Source organism: Xylophilus sp. GOD-11R, assembly GCF_033546935.1.
Lineage (GTDB): Bacteria > Pseudomonadota > Gammaproteobacteria > Burkholderiales > Burkholderiaceae_C > Xylophilus.
This window is the reverse complement of record NZ_CP137854.1, coordinates 3,051,795-3,069,862: the sequence shown is the minus strand read 5'-3', so window position 1 is coordinate 3,069,862 and position 18,068 is coordinate 3,051,795. Positions and strand designations below refer to the sequence as shown.

The 18,068-nt window shown below is 68.3% G+C and carries 17 protein-coding genes; 10 read left to right on the top strand and 7 right to left on the bottom strand.

Annotated elements, in window-relative coordinates:
• The first annotated feature begins 67 nt into the window (after positions 1–67).
• The 5 genes from glgA (at position 68) to R9X41_RS14310 (ending at position 6,134) form a co-directional block, all read left to right on the top strand.
• Positions 68–1,537 carry a glycogen synthase GlgA gene (gene glgA, locus R9X41_RS14330; protein WP_318631118.1) on the top strand — a complete coding sequence of 490 codons (1,470 nt, stop codon included), beginning with the start codon at positions 68–70 and terminating at the stop codon, positions 1,535–1,537.
• A 119-nt stretch (positions 1,538–1,656) separates the two neighbouring features.
• Entirely contained in the window at positions 1,657–1,863 is a 207-nt protein-coding gene (locus tag R9X41_RS14325) for a hypothetical protein (RefSeq protein ID WP_318631117.1), read from the top strand.
• Positions 1,864–2,016: 153 nt separating this feature from the next.
• On the top strand, positions 2,017–3,069 hold the full coding sequence (locus tag R9X41_RS14320) for an alpha/beta hydrolase (RefSeq protein WP_318631116.1): 1,053 nt from the start codon (positions 2,017–2,019) through the stop codon (positions 3,067–3,069).
• A 127-nt stretch (positions 3,070–3,196) separates the two neighbouring features.
• A complete protein-coding gene (clpB, locus tag R9X41_RS14315; RefSeq protein WP_318631115.1) occupies positions 3,197–5,830 on the top strand; it encodes an ATP-dependent chaperone ClpB in 2,634 nt (877 codons plus the stop codon).
• A complete protein-coding gene (locus tag R9X41_RS14310) occupies positions 5,823–6,134 on the top strand; it encodes a hypothetical protein (RefSeq protein WP_318631114.1) in 312 nt (103 codons plus the stop codon). Before clpB ends, R9X41_RS14310 begins: the two co-directional genes overlap by 8 nt.
• A 49-nt stretch (positions 6,135–6,183) precedes the next feature.
• On the opposite strand, the gene R9X41_RS14305 is transcribed toward R9X41_RS14310, so the two are convergent.
• From R9X41_RS14305 to R9X41_RS14275, 7 genes are all read right to left on the bottom strand, one after another.
• Positions 6,184–7,527, bottom strand: coding sequence for a dicarboxylate/amino acid:cation symporter (locus R9X41_RS14305; RefSeq protein WP_412556611.1), 1,344 nt, complete (start codon positions 7,525–7,527; stop codon positions 6,184–6,186).
• Between the two features lie 65 nt (positions 7,528–7,592).
• Positions 7,593–7,874: a hypothetical protein gene (locus R9X41_RS14300; protein ID WP_318631113.1), complete on the bottom strand. Its 282-nt coding sequence runs from the start codon at positions 7,872–7,874 to the stop codon at positions 7,593–7,595.
• A 29-nt stretch (positions 7,875–7,903) separates the two neighbouring features.
• Positions 7,904–8,818, bottom strand: coding sequence for a LysR family transcriptional regulator (locus tag R9X41_RS14295; RefSeq protein WP_318631112.1), 915 nt, complete (start codon positions 8,816–8,818; stop codon positions 7,904–7,906).
• Positions 8,815–9,792: a tripartite tricarboxylate transporter substrate binding protein gene (locus R9X41_RS14290; protein WP_318631111.1), complete on the bottom strand. Its 978-nt coding sequence runs from the start codon at positions 9,790–9,792 to the stop codon at positions 8,815–8,817. Before R9X41_RS14290 ends, R9X41_RS14295 begins: the two co-directional genes overlap by 4 nt.
• Before the next feature lie 53 nt (positions 9,793–9,845).
• Positions 9,846–10,832, bottom strand: coding sequence for a tripartite tricarboxylate transporter substrate binding protein (locus R9X41_RS14285; RefSeq protein ID WP_318631110.1), 987 nt, complete (start codon positions 10,830–10,832; stop codon positions 9,846–9,848).
• 49 nt (positions 10,833–10,881) lie between these two features.
• Complete coding sequence (locus tag R9X41_RS14280; protein ID WP_318631109.1) at positions 10,882–11,760, bottom strand: amidohydrolase family protein; 879 nt, start codon at positions 11,758–11,760, stop codon at positions 10,882–10,884.
• On the bottom strand, positions 11,747–12,631 hold the full coding sequence (locus R9X41_RS14275) for an isocitrate lyase/PEP mutase family protein (protein ID WP_318631108.1): 885 nt from the start codon (positions 12,629–12,631) through the stop codon (positions 11,747–11,749). Before R9X41_RS14275 ends, R9X41_RS14280 begins: the two co-directional genes overlap by 14 nt.
• Positions 12,632–12,924: 293 nt before the next feature.
• Between R9X41_RS14275 and R9X41_RS14270 the strand changes: the two genes are divergently transcribed.
• The 5 genes from R9X41_RS14270 to R9X41_RS14250 all read left to right on the top strand — a co-directional run bounded on the left by R9X41_RS14270 (position 12,925) and on the right by R9X41_RS14250 (position 18,063).
• The gene (locus R9X41_RS14270; protein ID WP_412556610.1) at positions 12,925–13,302 is read left to right on the top strand and encodes a hypothetical protein; all 378 of its coding nucleotides are present in this window, start codon (positions 12,925–12,927) and stop codon (positions 13,300–13,302) included.
• A complete protein-coding gene (locus R9X41_RS14265; RefSeq protein WP_318631107.1) occupies positions 13,299–14,939 on the top strand; it encodes a PepSY-associated TM helix domain-containing protein in 1,641 nt (546 codons plus the stop codon). The genes R9X41_RS14270 and R9X41_RS14265 overlap by 4 nt, the downstream gene beginning before the upstream one ends.
• Positions 14,936–15,286: a DUF3325 domain-containing protein gene (locus tag R9X41_RS14260; protein ID WP_318631106.1), complete on the top strand. Its 351-nt coding sequence runs from the start codon at positions 14,936–14,938 to the stop codon at positions 15,284–15,286. Before R9X41_RS14265 ends, R9X41_RS14260 begins: the two co-directional genes overlap by 4 nt.
• A gap of 217 nt (positions 15,287–15,503) precedes the next feature.
• Complete coding sequence (locus R9X41_RS14255; RefSeq protein ID WP_318631105.1) at positions 15,504–16,544, top strand: extracellular solute-binding protein; 1,041 nt, start codon at positions 15,504–15,506, stop codon at positions 16,542–16,544.
• A gap of 13 nt (positions 16,545–16,557) precedes the next feature.
• Positions 16,558–18,063 carry an amidohydrolase family protein gene (locus R9X41_RS14250; RefSeq protein WP_318631104.1) on the top strand — a complete coding sequence of 502 codons (1,506 nt, stop codon included), beginning with the start codon at positions 16,558–16,560 and terminating at the stop codon, positions 18,061–18,063.
• Positions 18,064–18,068: the final 5 nt, after the last annotated feature.

Sequence of the window (18,068 nt, the reverse complement as noted above, 5' to 3'; positions counted from 1 at the left end):
ACGCCGAAAAAGCGGCCCCAACGGGCATGATGGTTGCTCACGTTCGTTGCGGTCTCTTACTCTGCCGATGAAGATTCTTTTCGCTACCCCTGAATTCGCACCCTGGATCAAGACCGGCGGCCTCGGAGACGTCAGCGGCGCACTTCCTGCGGCGCTGTCGGCTCTGGGCCACGACGTGCATGTCCTCATCCCCGCCTACGATCGTTTCGCCACACTGATCGACCGCCGCGCCGTGGTCGATCTGCCGGCCGCGGACGGCTGGCCGGCAGCGCGCATCACGGCCGCGCAGCAGCCGGGCGGCGTCACGCTGCTGTTGCTCGAATGCCCGGAGCTCTACGGTCATGGCGGCGGCCCCTACATCGACGGTGGCGGGCAGGACCATCCGCACAACGCGCGGCGCTTCGGCTTCCTGGCCTGGGTGGCGGCGCGGTTGGCCGGACCGCAATCGCCGTGGATGGCATGGCAGCCGGACATCCTGCATTGCCACGACTGGACCGTCGGCCTGGCGCCGTTCTACCTGTGGCTGGCGGGGCAACGTACCGGGCAGCCGGTGGCGGCCAGCGTGATGACGGTCCACAACCTGGCCTTCCAGGGCGTGTTTCCCATGGCCGATGCCGACATGCTGCGGGTGCCGGCGCAGTTTCGCGACATCGAGGGTGTGGAGTACTGGGGCCAGCTTTCCATGCTCAAGGCGGGACTCTCGTTCTGCGACGCGATCACCACGGTGAGCCCGACCTATGCCCGCGAGATCAGCACCGAGGCGCTGGGCATGGGCCTGCACGGCGTGCTGCAGGCCCGCGCCAGCCATCTGCACGGCATCCTCAACGGTGTCGACACGGCCATCTGGAACCCGGCCACCGACACCCTGCTGCCGCAGAACTACAGCGCCGCCAGCATGGGTGGCAAGGCGGTGTGCAAGGCGGCGCTGCAGCGCGAATTCGGCCTGACCGAGCGCGCGGACGTGCTGCTGCTGTCGCTGGTGGGCCGGCTCACACCGCAGAAGGGCATCGACCTGGTGGTGGAGGCGCTGCCCTGGATCGTCGACCAGGGCGCGCAGCTCGTGGTGCTGGGGGAGGGCGACCGGATTCTTCAGCAGGCGCTGACCGCGGCGGCGGCGGCGCACCCGCAACAGGTGAGCATCAACATCGGCTTCTCGGAGAGCCAGGCGCACCGCATCGAGGCCGGTGCGGATGCGTTTTTGATGCCCTCGCGTTTCGAGCCCTGCGGCTTGAACCAGATGTACAGCCAGCTCTACGGAACCGTGCCGCTGGTTCACGCCACCGGTGGGCTCGCCGATTCGGTCATCGACCTGTCGGCCGGCATCGACAGCGCCACCGGCGTGGTGATGCCGCAGGCCACGACGGCCGCGCTGCTGATGGGGCTGGAGCGCCTGCGCTCGGCCTTCGCCGAAAGGGTGGTCTGGCAGGCGCTGCAGCACAACGGCATGCGCAGCAGCTTCGGCTGGCAGGACAGCGCCCGGGCCTACGACGCGCTGTATCGCAACCTGCGTCCCGCGGTGCCAGTGGAGAAGGCCTGAATCCGCACGGGTTTCCACCTGGGCTTGAATCCACGCGCCAACTCGGTGCGTACACCGGGCTACCAGCCCGGATTCGGCACGAATCCGGTCCGCATCCGCAGATCGATACCGAGCCCTCCATGAAGAAGCACCCGACGACGCCTCCGCCAGCCCCGACGCACGTCGACGATTCGGCGCTGCTGCGCCACTCCAGCAGCAGCCTGATGTTGCTGGTGAAGGAAGCTGCCGCCCGCCTGAGGAAGAACCGCGCCACGGCGGACACCCCCTGGCTGGAAAGCACCTGGAAGAGGGGCAACGGCGAGCGCCATCACGGCAGCCGCTACTGACTGCGCCACGCTGGCTGCGCGGGCACCCGTGGCGCCTCTGGTCGCACCGGGCCATGGGTTGCCGTCCGACAAGGCCGGCCGGGTCTCTCCCCGAAGGTGAAGTGCTCGCCGGCCCCGTTCACGGGCTGCCTGCAACACATCCAAGGAGAAACCATGAGTGAAGACGACTTCGGCCGCGACCAACGCCACCACGGTGAACCCAATCCGGTGATCAACGCCGTATCGAATGTGGTCGCGGCCATCCGCGCCGACGACGACCAGATCGCGCTGGCCAAGGCCCACGAAGCGCTGCACCCCAAGGCGATCGAAAAGCTGCATTTCGCCGAAGCCCGCATCCAGCCCACCGCCGCCGATGCGGTGAAGGCCCTGTTGCAAGAGCAGGGCCGACCGACCGATCCCGAACAGCTCGTGCCGGGCGTCACGGCCCGCGATACCACCATCGATGGCGCGGTGGGCAGTTTGCCGGCGCGCATCTTCACGCCGACCGGCGCCGGGCCGTTTCCGGTCATCGTGTACTTCCACGGCGGCGGCTGGGTAATCGCCGACAAGAACGTGTATGACGCCGGCGCGCGCGGCCTCGCGGCTCAGGCCGGCGCGGTGGTGGTGTCGGTCGACTATCGGCAGGCGCCGGAACACAAGTTCCCCGCCGCCTGGGACGATGCGCTGGCCGCCTACCGCTGGGCGCTGACGAACGCGGCCAGCATCGACGGCGACCCGGCCCGCGTGGCACTCGCCGGTGAAAGCGCCGGCGGCAACCTGGCGGTTGCCACGGCCATCGCCGCCCGGGACGCCGGCTTGCAGACCCCCGCCCACGTGCTGTCGGTCTACCCGGTCGCACAGACCAGCCTGAACACCGAGTCCTACATCGAAAACGCCATCGCCAAACCGCTCAACCGCGCGATGGTGAAGTGGTTCGTCGACCACCTGGTGCACTCGGCCGACGACCTGAAGGACACCCGCCTGCAGCTGATCGACGCCAACCTGAAGGGCTTGCCGCCGGTCACCATCATCAATGCGCGGCTCGACCCGCTGCGCAGCGACGGCGCCAAGCTGCTCGACGCGCTGGAGGATGCGGGCGTGGAAGTGGAGCGACGCGAATACGAGGGCGTGGCGCACGAGTTCTTCGGCGCCGCCGCGGTGCTGGACAAGGCCCGCCAGGCCCAGACCTACGCCGGCGAACGCCTGCGCGAGTCCTTCGGCACCTGATGGTCGCGGCGCCCGGCCGCCCCGCGCGTGAGCGGGCCGGCCGGGCCGCCTCAATCCCGCTGCGGTGTCGTGGCCTCTTGAAAACGGGGGCCCGGACGCCAGTTGGAGCGCAGGAGAAATATCTGCCATGCGAACCGACAAACTCACCACCAAATTTCAGGAAGCGCTCTCCGACGCCCAGAGTCTGGCGTTGGCGAACGATCACGGCTACATCGAGCCGGCCCACGTGCTGGCCGCGCTCGTTGGCCAGGACGACGGGCCCCGCGCGCTGCTCGAGCGCGCCGGCGCCAACGTGCCCGGTCTCACCCAGGCGGCCAACGCCGCCATCCAGAAACTGCCGACGGTGCAGGGCCAGGACGTCACCGTCGGCCGTGATCTCGCCAGCCTGCTGCAGGCCACCGAGAAGGAAGCGCTCAAGCGCGGCGATCAGTTCATTTCCGGCGAGCTGCTGCTGCTCGCGCTCACCGACGCCAAGACCGAGCTCGGCGAAGCCGTGCGCAAGAACGGCCTGACCCGCAAGTCGCTCGAAGCCGCCATCGAGGCGGTGCGCGGCGGCCAGAAGATGGACAGCGCCGATGCCGAGAGCCAGCGCGGCTCGTTGAAGAAGTACACGCTCGACCTCACCGAGCGTGCCCGTATCGGCAAGCTCGACCCGGTGATCGGCCGCGACGAGGAAATCCGCCGCGCGATCCAGGTGCTGCAGCGGCGCAGCAAGAACAATCCGGTGCTCATTGGCGAGCCCGGCGTGGGCAAGACGGCCATCGTCGAAGGCCTGGCGCAACGCATCGTGGCCGGCGAAGTGCCCGAATCGCTCAAGGGCAAGCGTGTGCTGTCGCTCGACATGGCCGCGCTGCTGGCCGGCGCCAAATACCGGGGCGAGTTCGAGGAACGGCTGAAAAGCGTGCTCAACGAACTGGCCAAGGACGAGGGTCAGACCATCGTCTTCATCGACGAGCTGCACACCATGGTCGGCGCCGGAAAGGGCGAAGGCGCGATGGACGCCGGCAACATGCTCAAGCCCGCCCTGGCGCGCGGAGAGCTGCACTGCGTGGGCGCCACCACGCTCGACGAATACCGCAAGTACGTCGAGAAGGACGCCGCGCTGGAGCGCCGCTTCCAGAAGATCATGGTGGGCGAGCCGACCGTGGAAGCCACCATCGCCATCCTGCGCGGCCTGCAGGAAAAGTACGAAGCCCACCACGGCGTGCAGATTACCGACCCGGCCATCGTCGCCGCGGCCGAACTGAGCCACCGCTACATCACCGACCGCTTCCTGCCCGACAAGGCGATCGACCTGATCGACGAGGCCGCCGCCAAGATCAAGATCGAGATGGACTCCAAGCCGGAGGTGATGGACCGCCTCGACCGCCGGCTGATCCAGCTCAAGATCGAGCGTGAGGCCGTGCGCAAGGAAACCGACGAGTCGTCGCAAAAACGCTTCGGCCTGATCGAGGAGCAGATCGTCGAGCTGCAGAAGCAGATCGCCGACTACGAGGAGATCTGGCGCTCGGAAAAGGCGCAGGCCCAGGGCTCCAAGCAGGTCATGGAAGAGATCGACAAGATCCGCTTCCAGCTCGCCGAGTTCACCCGAAAGGGCGACTTCAACAAGGTCGCCGAGCTGCAGTACGGCAAGCTGCCGCAGCTGGAGAAGAAGCTGAAGGAAGCCGAAGAGGCCGAGCTGGGCAAGAGCAATTCGGCCAAGCCGACGCTGCTGCGCACCCAGGTCGGCGCCGAGGAGATCGCCGAGGTGGTGTCGCGCGCGACCGGCATTCCGGTCAGCAAGATGCTGCAGGGCGAGCGCGAAAAGCTGCTGCAGATGGAAGACAAGCTGCACCAGCGCGTGGTGGGCCAGGACGAGGCCGTGCGTGCGGTCGCCGATGCGATCCGGCGCTCGCGCTCGGGGCTGTCCGACCCCAACCGGCCGACCGGCAGCTTCCTGTTCCTGGGTCCTACGGGCGTCGGCAAGACCGAGCTGTGCAAGGCGCTGGCGGGTTTTCTGTTCGACAGCGAAGACCACCTGATCCGCATCGACATGAGCGAATTCATGGAGAAGCATTCGGTGGCCCGGCTGATCGGCGCGCCGCCCGGCTACGTGGGCTACGACGAGGGCGGCTATCTCACCGAGGCCGTGCGGCGCAAGCCCTACAGCGTGGTGCTGCTCGACGAGGTGGAGAAGGCGCATCCGGACGTGTTCAACGTGCTGCTGCAGGTGCTCGACGACGGCCGGCTGACCGATGGCCAGGGCCGCACCGTGGACTTCAAGAACACGGTGATCGTCATGACCAGCAACATCGGCTCGCCGATCATTCAGGCACTGGCCGGGCGCGACCAGGCCGAGATCAAGGAAGCCGTGTGGGACGAGCTGAAGAACCACTTCCGCCCGGAGTTCCTGAACCGTATCGACGAGACGGTGGTCTTCCATGGGCTGGATGCGGCCAACATCGCGTCGATCGCGGCGATCCAGCTGAAGGTGCTGCAGGCGCGGCTGGCCAAGATGGACCTGCACCTGCAGGTGAGCGAGGCGGCGCTGGCCGAGCTGGCCAAGGTCGGTTTCGACCCGGTGTTCGGCGCCCGGCCGCTCAAGCGCGCGATCCAGCAGCGCATCGAGAACCCGCTGTCGAAGCTGCTGCTGCAGGGCAAGTTCCCGCCGAAGAGCGAGATCCCGGTGTCGGTCGACCCGGTTTTGGAGCCGGGCGTGTTCCGCTTCGGCAACGTGGAGGCCGGCGACGGGGAAATCGCCGAGGAGACCGCTGTTGACTGAGCCGACCCTGCTTCAGCGACTCGCGCTGATGGTCATCAAGCTGGTGCTGGTGGCCGTGGGTGCGGTCCTCGCACTGGTGGTGCTCTGCGGCGTATTCGTGCTGTTCTGCCTGTGGGCGGTGCGCCGCGCCTGGGCGCGCCTGACCGGCCGGCCGGTCGCGCCCTGGGTGCTGCACACCGACCCGATGGCGGTCTGGCGCCGTGCCGCGCAGTTCGGCCGGGGCGCTGCGCAGGCGCCGCCGGCCCGTGAAGCCGCGCCGCCCCGGCGGGTGGCGGAGGATGTGACGGACGTCACGCCCAAATGAAAAACGGACCCGCGGGGGTCCGTTTTTTTTCGACGGAGCGAGGCGCGACTCAGCGCCGCGGCGGCGGCGACACCTTGGCCTGTTCCAGCGCCTCGGGTTCCTGTGCCTCGACCCAGGTCTCGTTGTTCAGCCCGGCGTGCAGGCGTTTCTCGTCGAGTTCGCCGGTCCACTTGGCCACGACCAGCGTGGCGACGCCGTTGCCGATGAGGTTGGTCAGCGCGCGGGCTTCGGACATGAAGCGATCGATGCCCAGGATGAGCGCCAGGCCCGCCACCGGCACGTGGCCCACGGCCGAGAGCGTGGCGGCCAGCACGATGAAGCCGCTGCCGGTGACGCCGGCGGCGCCCTTGGAGGTGAGCAGCAGCACGGCCAGCAGCGTGAGCTCCTGCGTCAGCGTCATGTCGGTGTTGGTGGCCTGGGCGATGAACACGGCGGCCATCGTCAGGTAGATGGAGGTGCCGTCCAGGTTGAAGGAATAGCCGGTGGGAATGACCAGGCCGACGACCGTCTTGCGGGCGCCCAGGTTCTCCATCTTTTCCATCATGCGCGGCAGCACCGATTCGGAGGACGAGGTGCCCAGCACGATGAGCAGTTCTTCCTTGATGTACTTGATGAACTTCCACACCGAGAAGCCGTGGAAGCGGGCGATGAGGCCGAGCACCACGAAGATGAACAGCAGGCAGGTGCAATAGAAGACCGCCATCAGCTTGCCGAGCGAGAACAGCGAGGCGATGCCGTACTTGCCGATGGTGAAGGCCATGGCGCCGAAGGCACCGACCGGCGCCAGCTTCATGATCATGTTGACGATCCCGAAGAGCACGTGCGAGCCCTTCTCGATCACGTCGAACACCAGCGTGCCGCGGCCACCGAAGCGGTGCAGGGCGAAGCCGAACAGCACGGCGATCAGCAGCACCTGAAGCACCTCGCCCTTGGCAAAGGCGTCGACGATGGTGTTGGGAATGATGTGCAGCAGGAAGTCGACCGTGCCTTCCATCTTGCCCGGGCCGGTGTAGGCGGCGATGGACTTGGTGTCGATGGTGGACGGGTCGACGTTCATGCCAGCGCCGGGCTTGAGCACATTGACCAGCACGAGGCCGACCACCAGCGCGATGGAGCTGACCACCTCGAAGTACAGCAGCGCCAGGCCGCCGGTCTTGCCGACCTTCTTCATGTCCTCCATGCCGGCGATGCCGACCACGACGGTGCAGAAGATGATCGGCGCGATGATCATCTTGATCAGCTTGATGAAGCCGTCGCCCAGCGGCTTCATGGACTCGCCAACCTGCGGATAGAAGTGGCCGAGCAGCACGCCGATGATGACGGCGGTGATGACCTGCAGGTAGAGCGACTTGTAGAACGGCGGCTTGGTCGCGGGGAGGGCGGTGGGGGTCAATCGAACCTCTGCTATCGGAATAATCGCGCGATTGTCATGGAGCTTTGAAATCCCAGGGTTAACCCCTAAGGGTTGCCCGCGGTGCCTTTCTTGCGGAAGGCGGTCTCCATCTGCTCGCACTCCGCGATCTTGTTGCGCTGTTCCATCGCCGAGCCGTTGCTGCGGCGGGCGTCGTTCCAGCAGTTCGACACGGCATCGCGTTCGGTCTGCTGCTGTTCGTTGGTTGGGCCTTCGCGGTTGACGAGGCCGGCGACCACCAGGGCCACCAGCACCACGCCGGTAATGGCGACGGGTGACGGAATCCAGCGTTTCTTGCCGGCGGAAGGTACGGGTGGTGGCGCATTCATGGTGCTCATCCTCTTCGTCGTCTGGGCGCTTAGAGCCGGTCGGCGAGCTGCTCGGCCAGCGTCGGACGGTTGGCTGCGATCCAGAGTACACCCAGTTCGAAATGGGGCAGGCCGTCGCCGTCGCGCACGTCGGCGAACTGTACGCCTCGATGGGCCAGAACGGCAGCCGACTGCGGCAGCAGCGAAGCGCCCAGGCCGGCGGCCACGCACGACAGCACGGTGAGCGTGCGGTTGGCCTCCTGCACGAAGTGCGGATCGAGCCCGGCGCGCTGCAGCGCGGCGACGATGCCGGCGCGCATGGCGGGCAGTTGCCGTTCCGGGAACCACACCAGGCCCAGCGCCGCGATCTCGGCCAGGCCGACCCGGCCGTCGGCGCCCAGCGGATGCCCGACGGGCAGCACGGCCACCAGCTTTTCGCGCCGCACCAGCTTGGTCCGCACGCGCCCGGGCAGGGGCAGCGGCGTGTGCAGCATGGCCAGGTCGATCGCGCCCTGTTCCAGCGCGGTCAGCTGGTCGGCATTGCCCATCTCGCTGAGCTCGACCTCGACGCCGGGGAATTCGGTGCGCAGCAGTCGCAGCGCCGAGGGCAGCACGTCGTAGACCGCATGCGTGACGAAGCCGATGTGCAGCCGCCCCGCCTTGCCGCCGGCGATGGCGCGCGCCCGCTGGGTGGCCGAGGTGGCCAGCGCCAGGCTGGCCCGCACGTCGTCGATGATGGCCCGGCCGGCTTCGGTGAGCGTCGCGCCGCGCCGGGAGCGGTCGAAGAGCCGCACGCCCAGGTCGGCTTCCAGGCGGTTGATCGCCTGGCTCAGCGCCGGCTGCGCCACGCCCAGCGCCTCGGCCGCATGGGTGAGGCTGCCGGCGTCGGCGATGGCCAGCAGGTAGCGCATCGGACGGGTGTCGAGCGACCCGCCGGCGCGCGAGGGGCCGCCGGGACCGCTCACTCGTCCTTCATGCCGGTGGCCTTGACCACCGCGCCCAGGCGCGCGCGCTCGTCGTTGACGAACTTCACGAAGGACGCGCGGTTGCCGCCGATCGGCTCGATGCCGACCGACTTCAGGTGCTCGGCCGTGGCCGGGTCTTTCATGGCCGCATCGATGGCGGCGGCCATCTTGTCCAGGATGGCTTCGGGCGTGCCGGCCGGCGCATGCACGCCGCACCAGTGCGCGATCTGCATGTCGGGGAAGCCCTGCTCGACGGCGGTGGAGAGCTGCGGGTAGGCCGAGATGCGCGCGGTCCAGGTGTCGGCCAGGGCTTTGAGCTTGCCGCTCTTGACGTAGGGCAGGGCGACGATGCTGGCCTCGGACGTGGCCTCGACCTGCTTGCCGAGCACGGCGGTGATGGACTCCGAGCCGCTCTTGTAGGGAACGATGTCGAGCTTGGCGCCGTACTTGGTCTCCAGGATGCCGGACACGAAATGCGGCGTGCTGCCGGTGCCGGCGGTGGCCCAGTGAAAACCTTCGCCCTTTTGCGAGGCGGCGATGAATTCCTTCAGGTTGTTGTAGGGCGCGTCGGCCGGCACCAGGATCACCGAGGGCGCCAGGCCGACCATGGCCACCGGCGTGAGGTCGGCGTCCTTGTAGGGCAGGGACTTCTTGATCATGCTGTTCGACACCACGCCCGCCGCGCTGATGAGGAAGGTGTAGCCGTCGGGTTTCTGCTGGGCCACGTAGGCCGCGCCCAGGCTGGTCGAGCCGCCGGGCTTGTTCTCCACGACGATCGGCTGGCCCAGGCGCTTGGAGGCGCCTTCGGCCGCGGCGCGGGCCATCAGGTCGTTGGCGCCGCCGGCCGAGAAGGGCACGATCATGCGGATCGTGCGGTTGGGCCAGGCGTCCTGCGCCCCGGCGGGCAGACAGGCGGTGGCGGCGGCGGCCGCGATGGCGGCCAGGGCGGTACGGCGGAAAACGGAAGCGTTCATGGTGTGTCTCGCGATGTGGATGTTGAAGTTGCGATGGAAGTGCGTGGGGATTGTCAGTCGAGCTCGATGCGGGCCTGCCGCGCCAATTGGCTCCATCGGGTGATCTCGGCGCGGCGGAAGCGGTCGAGCTCGGCCGGTGTGGAGCCGATGACTTCGGCGCCGAGCGCGATCAGCCGGGCATTGACCTCGCGGTCGGCCAGCACGGCGGCCATGTCGCGGGAGATGCGCTCGACGACGGCCGGCGGCGTGCCGGCAGGCGCGAAGACGCCGTTCCATTCGTACATCTCATAGCCCGGCACGCCGGCTTCGGCCACGGTCGGCACCTCGGCCAGCACCGGCGATCGTCTCTGGCCGGTCACCGCCAGCGGGGTCAGCTTGCCGGAGCGGATGTAAGGCAGCGACGAGGCCAGGCTGGCGAAGAACACCGGTACCTGGCCGGCCATCACATCGACCATGGCCGGGCCGCCGCCGCGGTAGGCGACGTGCGTCATGCTGGTCTTGGTCATGGAAGTGAACAGCTCGCCGGCCAGGTGCTGGGCCGAGCCGTTGCCCGAAGACGCGTAATTGACCTGGCCCGGCCGGGCTCTGGCCAGCGCGATCAGGTCCTTCAGCGACTTCGCATCGAACTGCGGATTGACCACCACCACGTTGGGCACCCGCACCAGCAACGACACCGCCTGCAGGTCGCGCAGGGTGTCGAAGGGCATGGACTTCTTCAGGGCCGGGTTCTGCGAATGGTTGGACGCGTCGAACAGCAGGGTGTAGCCGTCGGCCGGCGCCTTCACCACCAGGTCGCCGCCGATCAGCCCGCCGCCACCGGCGCGGTTGTCGACCAGCACCGGTTGGCCCCAGCGCGCCGACAGCTTGGGGCCGAGGATGCGAGCCACGGCGTCGACCGTGCCGCCGGGCGGGTAGGTGACCACCAGGCGCACCGGCTTGGTCGGGAACGCCATCGGCGCGACCGGCTGGGCCGGGGCGGCGCCGGTCGCCAGCGCGGCCAGGGCCGCGAGCGCCGAAATGGCGATTGGCCTTCTCTTCATCTGTCTTCTCCTTTTTCGTCTGTCTCTATGTCTTCCGGGCCCGCCGGATTCACCCCAGGCCGAAAAGCTCGGCGGGTGTGTCGACCAGGATGCGGCGGCGCTGATCAGCATCGGACACCCAGTCGTCCAGCATGGCGCGGGCACGGGCGAAGTCGGTGAAATCGCCATGCTGCGTGTGCGGCCAGTCGCTGCCCCAGAGCAGCCGCTCAGGGCCGAACGCGCCAAGCAGCGCGGCCGCGGCGGTACGGGCGTCGGCGGCATCCTGCGCCGCCAGTGTCGCGTCGCGTGCCGATGGCTCGGCCAAGGGGCTGCGTGCGTTGCGATAGGCCGCCGAAAGCTTCACCCAGACCCGGCCGCTGTCGGCCGCCGTCATCAGGGCCTGGAAACCGGGGTCGGCGGTGCCGAGCGCCGGGTCGGGGCGGCCAAAATGATCGATCACCAGGCGGCAGCCGGCCGGGCGCAAGGCTTCGAGCATGGCCGGCAGGTCGCGCGCTTCGCGGTGGATTTCGAGGTGCCAGTCGAGGTCGCGGATGTGCCCCAGCAGGGCGCTCCACTCGGGCGAGCCGAAGTCCGGAATCTCGATGCCGACGAGGTTGAGCCGCAGGCCGGTGGTGCCGGCGCCTTTGAGTGCGGTCAGTGCGGGCAAAGGCATGGTGGCATCGACCACGGCGACGCCGCGCAGCCGCCCCGGATGCCGCGCTACCGCGTCGAGCCAGTAGTGGTTGTCGGTGCCCAGGAAACTCGGCTGCACCAGCACGCCGTGGGAGATGCCGTGGGTGTCGAGCAGCGCCAGGTAGTCGTCCAGCAGCGCGTCGAACGCCGGCGCATGGCGGCGCCGGGCCGCCAGCGGCAGGCCGCGTTCGAACACATGGGCATGGCAGTCGACGGCTTTCACCGTCGGGTGGAAGGCGGTCTCAGCTCCCGGCATATTTCTCGTCGAGCGCATCGAACAGCGGCTTCTGCACCAGCGACTGCCGTTCGGCGAAGGTGGCGACCAGGGCCGGGTCTTCCGGCAGTTCGCCGTCGCGCTGCAATTGCGACAGCGCATTGGTCATGCCGCGTACGGCGCCCTGCAGCGCGGCGTTGGCGTAGAGCACCAGGCCGAAACCCATGGCGGCGAATTCGGCGGCCGGCAGGGCGGGGGTCTTGCCGCCGATGACGATGTTGACGATTTGCGGCACCGGCAGCTCGGCGGCGATGCGGCGCAGTTCGTCGATGCCGGTCGGAGCCTCGACGAAGGTGACGTCGGCGCCGGCTTCGGCGAAGGCGCGGGCACGGTCGAGCGCGTCGTCCAGGCCGTGGATGGCGCGCGCGTCGGTGCGGGCGATGATCAGGAAGTCGGGATGCTGGCGCGCGTCGACGGCGGCCTTGATCTTGCCGAGCATCTCCTGCTTGCCGACGACGGCCTTGCCGGCGAAGTGGCCGCATTTTTTAGGCATGACCTGGTCTTCGAGCTGGATCGCGTTGGCTCCGGCCCGCTCCAGGGTGCGCACCGTGTGGCGCACGTTGAGCGCGTTGCCGAAGCCGGTGTCGGCGTCGACGATCAGCGGCAGGGCGATGGCGTCGCGAATGGCGGCGGTGTGGCGGGCGATGTCTTCCAGGCCGACGAAGCCGAGGTCGGGCATGCCGTAGAAGTTGTTGGTGAGGCCGGCGCCACTGAGATAGACCGCTTCGAAACCCAGGCTTTCGATGACGCGGGCGGCCAGCGCATTGCCGGCGCCGGGCACCAGCAGGCCCCGGCGGGCATCGAGGGCCTGGCGCAGCGCGGTGCCGGGATGTTGGGCGGCGGATGAACTCATCTTTTTGTCTCCGGTATGAATGGGAAGGAAGTGTAGGGAGGCCGCGCGACGCTTGTCAGCGGGTTCGCGGCATGGTTGTCATAAGTCGAGCTTATGGAAATTTCAGTGAGTTCGCCTCACCGCCGGGGCCAAGGCATCCGGCGAACCATGCACGGATCGCAGAGGATTTACACAGCGCGCAGTGTTCGCGAGCCTCTCCAGCGCACCTGTCGTGGATACAATGGGAATCATTCTCGTTGACGGGCGCCGGCCGTGAGTCCGCGTCACGTACCTTCCGCCCATTGCGCATCTCCATGACCCAGGCACCCGCCCATCCCTCGTCCGCCGCCCGCCTGGCGGACGCTTCGCCCTCCACCCGTCACCGCTGGCTGCCCGTCGGCAGCGAAGGTCTGCGCTACCGCGGCGGTGTCGCGGTGCGCGCCCTGGCCGCGATCCTCGGCGGCTATGGGCTGTCGGCCCTCGCTGCGGCGGTGATCGCCATCGCCTTGCCGGCGGTGCGGCTCGAAGCGGCAGTGGCGGCCACCATGCTGGCCTTCGTGGTCTACCCCTGTGCGGTGATGTGGGTCTTCGCGGCGCGCAGTGCGGCGCGGGCGCTGCTCGGGCTGGCGTTGCCGTCGGCGGTGCTGGGCGCCATCGTCGCGGCCAACCAGTACCTGGGAGCCACGCCATGAAGGAAGGTTTTCGCCAGTCGATGGCCTGGCTGCACACCTGGTCGGGCCTGCTGGTCGGCTGGGTGCTGTTTTTGGTGTTCTGCGGGGGAACGTCCGCGTATTTCAAGGACGAGATCACTTTCTGGATGAAGCCCGAGCTGCACCGCGCCGCGAGCCGGCCGGTGCCCGAGGACGTCGCCGCGCAGCGGGCGGTGGACTTCCTGCAGAAGAACGCGGCGGACGCCCAGCGCTGGTTCATCAGCCTGCCCAGCGAACGGGAGCCCTCGATCCGCATGTTCTGGAACCCCAGGCCGCAGCCGCTGCCGCCGGGTACCGAAGCGCCGCGCCGGGCGCGCTTCAAGAGCGAGAACATCGATCCGGCGACCGGCGAGACCTTCGGCGCCGCTCGCGAAACCCGCGGCGGCGAGTTCCTCTACCGCCTGCATTACGACCTGCACTACATGCCGGCGATCTGGGCACGCTGGATCGTGGGCTTCTGCGCCATGTTCATGCTGGTGGCGATCCTGAGCGGCATCGTCACGCACAAGCGGATCTTCAAGGACTTCTTCACCTTCCGGCCGAAGAAGGGGCAGCGCAGCTGGCTCGACGCGCACAACGCGACCGCTGTGCTGGCGCTGCCCTATCACCTGATGATCACCTACACCGGCATCGTTACCCTGATGTTCATGTACATGCCCTGGGGCACGCAGGCTGCCTACCAGGGCGACGTGAAGGCTTTCAACGCCGAGATGTTTCCGGCTTCTTCGGCACGCAACGAAAAGCCCGCGGGCAAGCCGGCCGCGCTGGCCGCACTGCCGCCCCTCATGGAGCAGGCGCGCGCGCACTGGGGCGAGGGCGCCCGCATCGGGCGCGTGGTGGTCACCAATCCCAACGACGCGAAGGCGGTGATCACCGTGTCGCGCCAGGACGGCCAGGATCTGTCTTCCGACCAGCCCTCGATGGTATTTAACGGCGTGACCGGCGCACTGGTCGCGACCAACGGCGACACGCCCGGCCCCGCGGTGCAGACGCGTGGTGTGCTCTTCGGCCTGCACGTGGCGCATTTCTCCAACGGGTTGATGCGCGCGCTGTTCTTCGTCTCGGGCCTGGGCGGCTGCGTGATGGTGGCCACCGGCCTGCTGTTGTGGGGCGTGAAGGAGCGGCAGAAATACGCCAAGGCGCTCAAGCACGGCGGACGCGTGGGCTTCGGCCTGCGCTTGGTCGACGGGCTGAACGTGGCGGCCATCGCCGGCCTGCCGATCGCCTTCGCCACCTATTTCTGGGCCAACCGGCTGCTGCCGGTGAGCATCGCGGAACGGCCGCAGCAGGAAATCACCTGTTTCTTCGCCGCCTGGGCGGTGGCGGCGGTGGCGGGCCTCGCGTGGCCTTCTCGGCGCATGTGGCTGATTCAGTTATGGATCGGTGCGGTGCTGTTTGCCGCCATGCCGGCGCTCAATGCGTTGACCGGCGGCGCCAACCTGGTGGTGGCGATCGGCTCGGGCCTGTGGGAAGTGGCGGGATTCGATCTGGTCTGCCTGGGCCTGGGGCTGGCGCTGGGCTTTGCGGCCTGGCATGTCGGCCGCCGCAAGGCGGCGGCCAAAACCCGGCCGGCGCCCGCGCGCTCGACCGGATCGGCCGAGCTGGAGGCCGCCCGATGAATTCCTTGCTCGGCTCGATCGGCACCCTGGCGGCGGCGCTCGGCGGCTTTTGCGCGCTCGGTCTGGCGATGGATCGGCATTACGAAGACAGCTTCGGTCGTGGCCGCGAGCCCGGGCGCTGGCGGCCGTGGCTGCAGGTGGCCGGTAGCCTGGGACTGCTGCTGTCACTGCTCGGATGCTGGTCGTTGCGCGGCCCCGCGCAGGGCACGGTGCTGTGGTGCGGCGTGCTGACGGCGGGCGGCGTGGCGACGGCGCTGATGCTCACCTACGCGCCTCGGCACGCGGTGCGCGTTCTCGGCGCCGCCGCGGTCGGCGCCACCTCGTTGATGCTGGTGGCCATGGCCTGATCCGCATCGGTGGCGGTCAACGCCACAGCCTCCATGCCATGCCATGCCGTCCGGCCTGCCCGGAACGCATGGCATTTTTTCTGGCCCGGAAACTGCTTGGCTCTCTGGTATGTGCACGATAAACAGTAAATCGTGCACGATTCTGGCGCAGTGGAGTCTTCCAACGCACTGCGCCGTCCCATAAGGAGGGCGCGATGCCCGGAAAAAGGATGTCTCCATGCACTCGACCGCCAATGGCTTGAATCGCCGTGGTTTCGCCCTCGCCGCCGCTGCGGCCGGCAGCCTGCTCGTTCCCGCCTGGGCGCACGCCCAGGGCAAGGGCAAGGAAATCGTCGTCGGTGGTGCCGGCAGCCACAAGGCCTTTCTCGATCCGCTGATTCCGGTCTTCGAAAAGCAGACCGGCTGCAAGGTGCTGTTCGATGGAACCCGTTCGCTGGTCAACCTGGAAAAGATGGTCAGCAACAAGAGCAAGCCCTACATGTCGGTCGTGCTGATGGACGACCCGGTGATGATCCCGGCCGTCAAGGAAGGCGTGCTCGACAAGCTGAGCGCCGCCGACATTCCCAGCCTGTCGAAACTGAAAGCCGGCACGGTGCACATGGACGGCATGTGGGCCAACTACATGCAGTCGATGACCGGTGTTGCTTTCAATACGGCCAGGCTCAAGCAGGTGCCGTCGTATGCGGCGCTCTGGGAGCCGGGCTACAAGGGCAAGCTGGTGATCCCGTCGTTGCAGAACACCGAGGGCCTGTCGATGTTCCTGGTGGCGGCCATGCTGGAGACCGGCAAGCCCCTGCAGGAAGCCCAGTATCAGCCCGATGCCGCTTTTCGCAAGCTCAAGGCGCTCAAGCCCAACCTGCTCACCGTCTATACCCAGCTGCCGCAGGCGTTGAACCTGCTGGAGCAGGGCGAGGCCACGGCCATCGCCGGGATGATCGGCTACAACGCCTTCGACCGTAAATCCAAGGGTGCGCCGATCGATTTCGTGCTGCCGAAAGAAGGCGGCATGTCCATGCCCAACGGCATCGCCAAGGTGAAGAACGGCCCGGAGCCGGCGCTGGCCAATGCCTTCATCGAATGCATGCTGGGCGCCTGGCAGAAGCAGATCGCCGACATCTCGCTGGCCCTGCCGACCAACGCCAGCGTGACGCCGCCGGCCGACGTGCCCAGGGGCACCATCCTCATGCCCGACTGGGCCTATATCGCCGAGAACCGCAAGAGCTGGGTCGAGCGCTGGGACCGAGAGATGGCCATCTGAGCCGAAAGCTTCGATGACCTCGCAGATCGTCAGTGCCCGGTGGCTGGTGACCGGTGTTTCGGCCGACGGCCAGCCGCGGGTGCTGGCCGACGCCGGCGTGCTGCATGCCGACGGCCGGGTGCTGGAGATCGCCGACCGGGCCGACCTGGCGCGGCGCCATCCCCAGGTGACGGCCGTGCACCACGCGCGCCACATGCTGCTGCCGGGCTTCGTCAACGCCCATCACCATGTCGGGCTGACGCCGCTGGCGCTGGGTTCGCCCGACCTGCCGCTGGAGCTGTGGTTCGCCAGCCGGCTGTCGGCCCGCGACGTGGATCCGTACCTCGATACGCTCTACGGTGCCTTCGACATGATTGCCTCGGGCATCACCTGTGTGCAGCACCTGTACCCGCGTTTCTCGGGCGGGCTGGAGCAGATGCACGCCGGCTCGCGGCGGGTGCTCGATGCTTATCGCGCCGTCGGCATGCGGGCGAGTTTTGCCTATTCGCTGCGCGAGCAGAACCGTTTCGTCTACGGCGACGACGCCGCTTTTTGCGCCAGCCTGCCGGCCGACGCGGGCACCGCGCTGCGCCGCCACCTGGCCCGCTCGACGACCACGCTGGCCGAACAACTCGCGCTGCATGGCCGCCTGATGAAAGACACCCGCGGCCAGGACCTGCTGCGGGTGCAACTGGCGCCGGCCAACCTGCACTGGATGAGCGACGACGGGCTGCAGGCGGTGGCCGAGCGGGCGCGCGCCGACGGCGTGCCGATGCACATGCATCTGCTGGAGACACCGTTCCAGCGCGAATACGCGCGCCGCCGCACCGGCACCGGCGCGGTGGCGCATCTGGAGCGCCTCGGCCTGCTCGGGCCGGACCTCACGCTGGGCCACGCGGTCTGGCTCGACGACGCCGACATCGATCGCCTGGCCCACAGCGGCACCTGCGTCTGCCACAACTGCAGCTCCAACCTGCGCCTGCGCAGCGGCACCGCGCCGGTGCAGGCGCTGGCGCGCGCCGGCATCACGCTGGGGCTGGGGCTCGACGAGGCCGGCATCAACGACGACCGCGACATGCTGCAGGAGATGCGGCTCGCGTTGCGGTTGCACGGCCGGCCCGGCTTCGATGCCGCCCGCGCGCCCACCGTCGGCGAAGTCTTGCGCATGGCGACCGAGGGCGGCGCCGCGACCACGCCGTTCAAACGGCAGATCGGCCGCCTGGCGCCGGGCATGTTCTTCGACGCCGTCGCCATCGACCTGCAGGCCGCCACCCGGCCGTTTCAGGACGATGCCATCGCGCCGGTCGACGCCCTGCTGCTGCGGGCGAAGAAGGAGCATGTCGACACCGTCTACATCGGCGGCGACCCGGTCTACGCCGGCGGCCGGTTCCGCCACGTCGACCGCGATGCGGTGCTGGACGAGCTTGCCGAAACCCTGTCGCGCCCTCTCACCCCGGCCGAGGCCGAACGCCGCTGGCTGGCCGCCGCCACCATGCCCCATGTGCGGGCTTTCTACGACGACTACCCCCAACCGGACTGAACCGA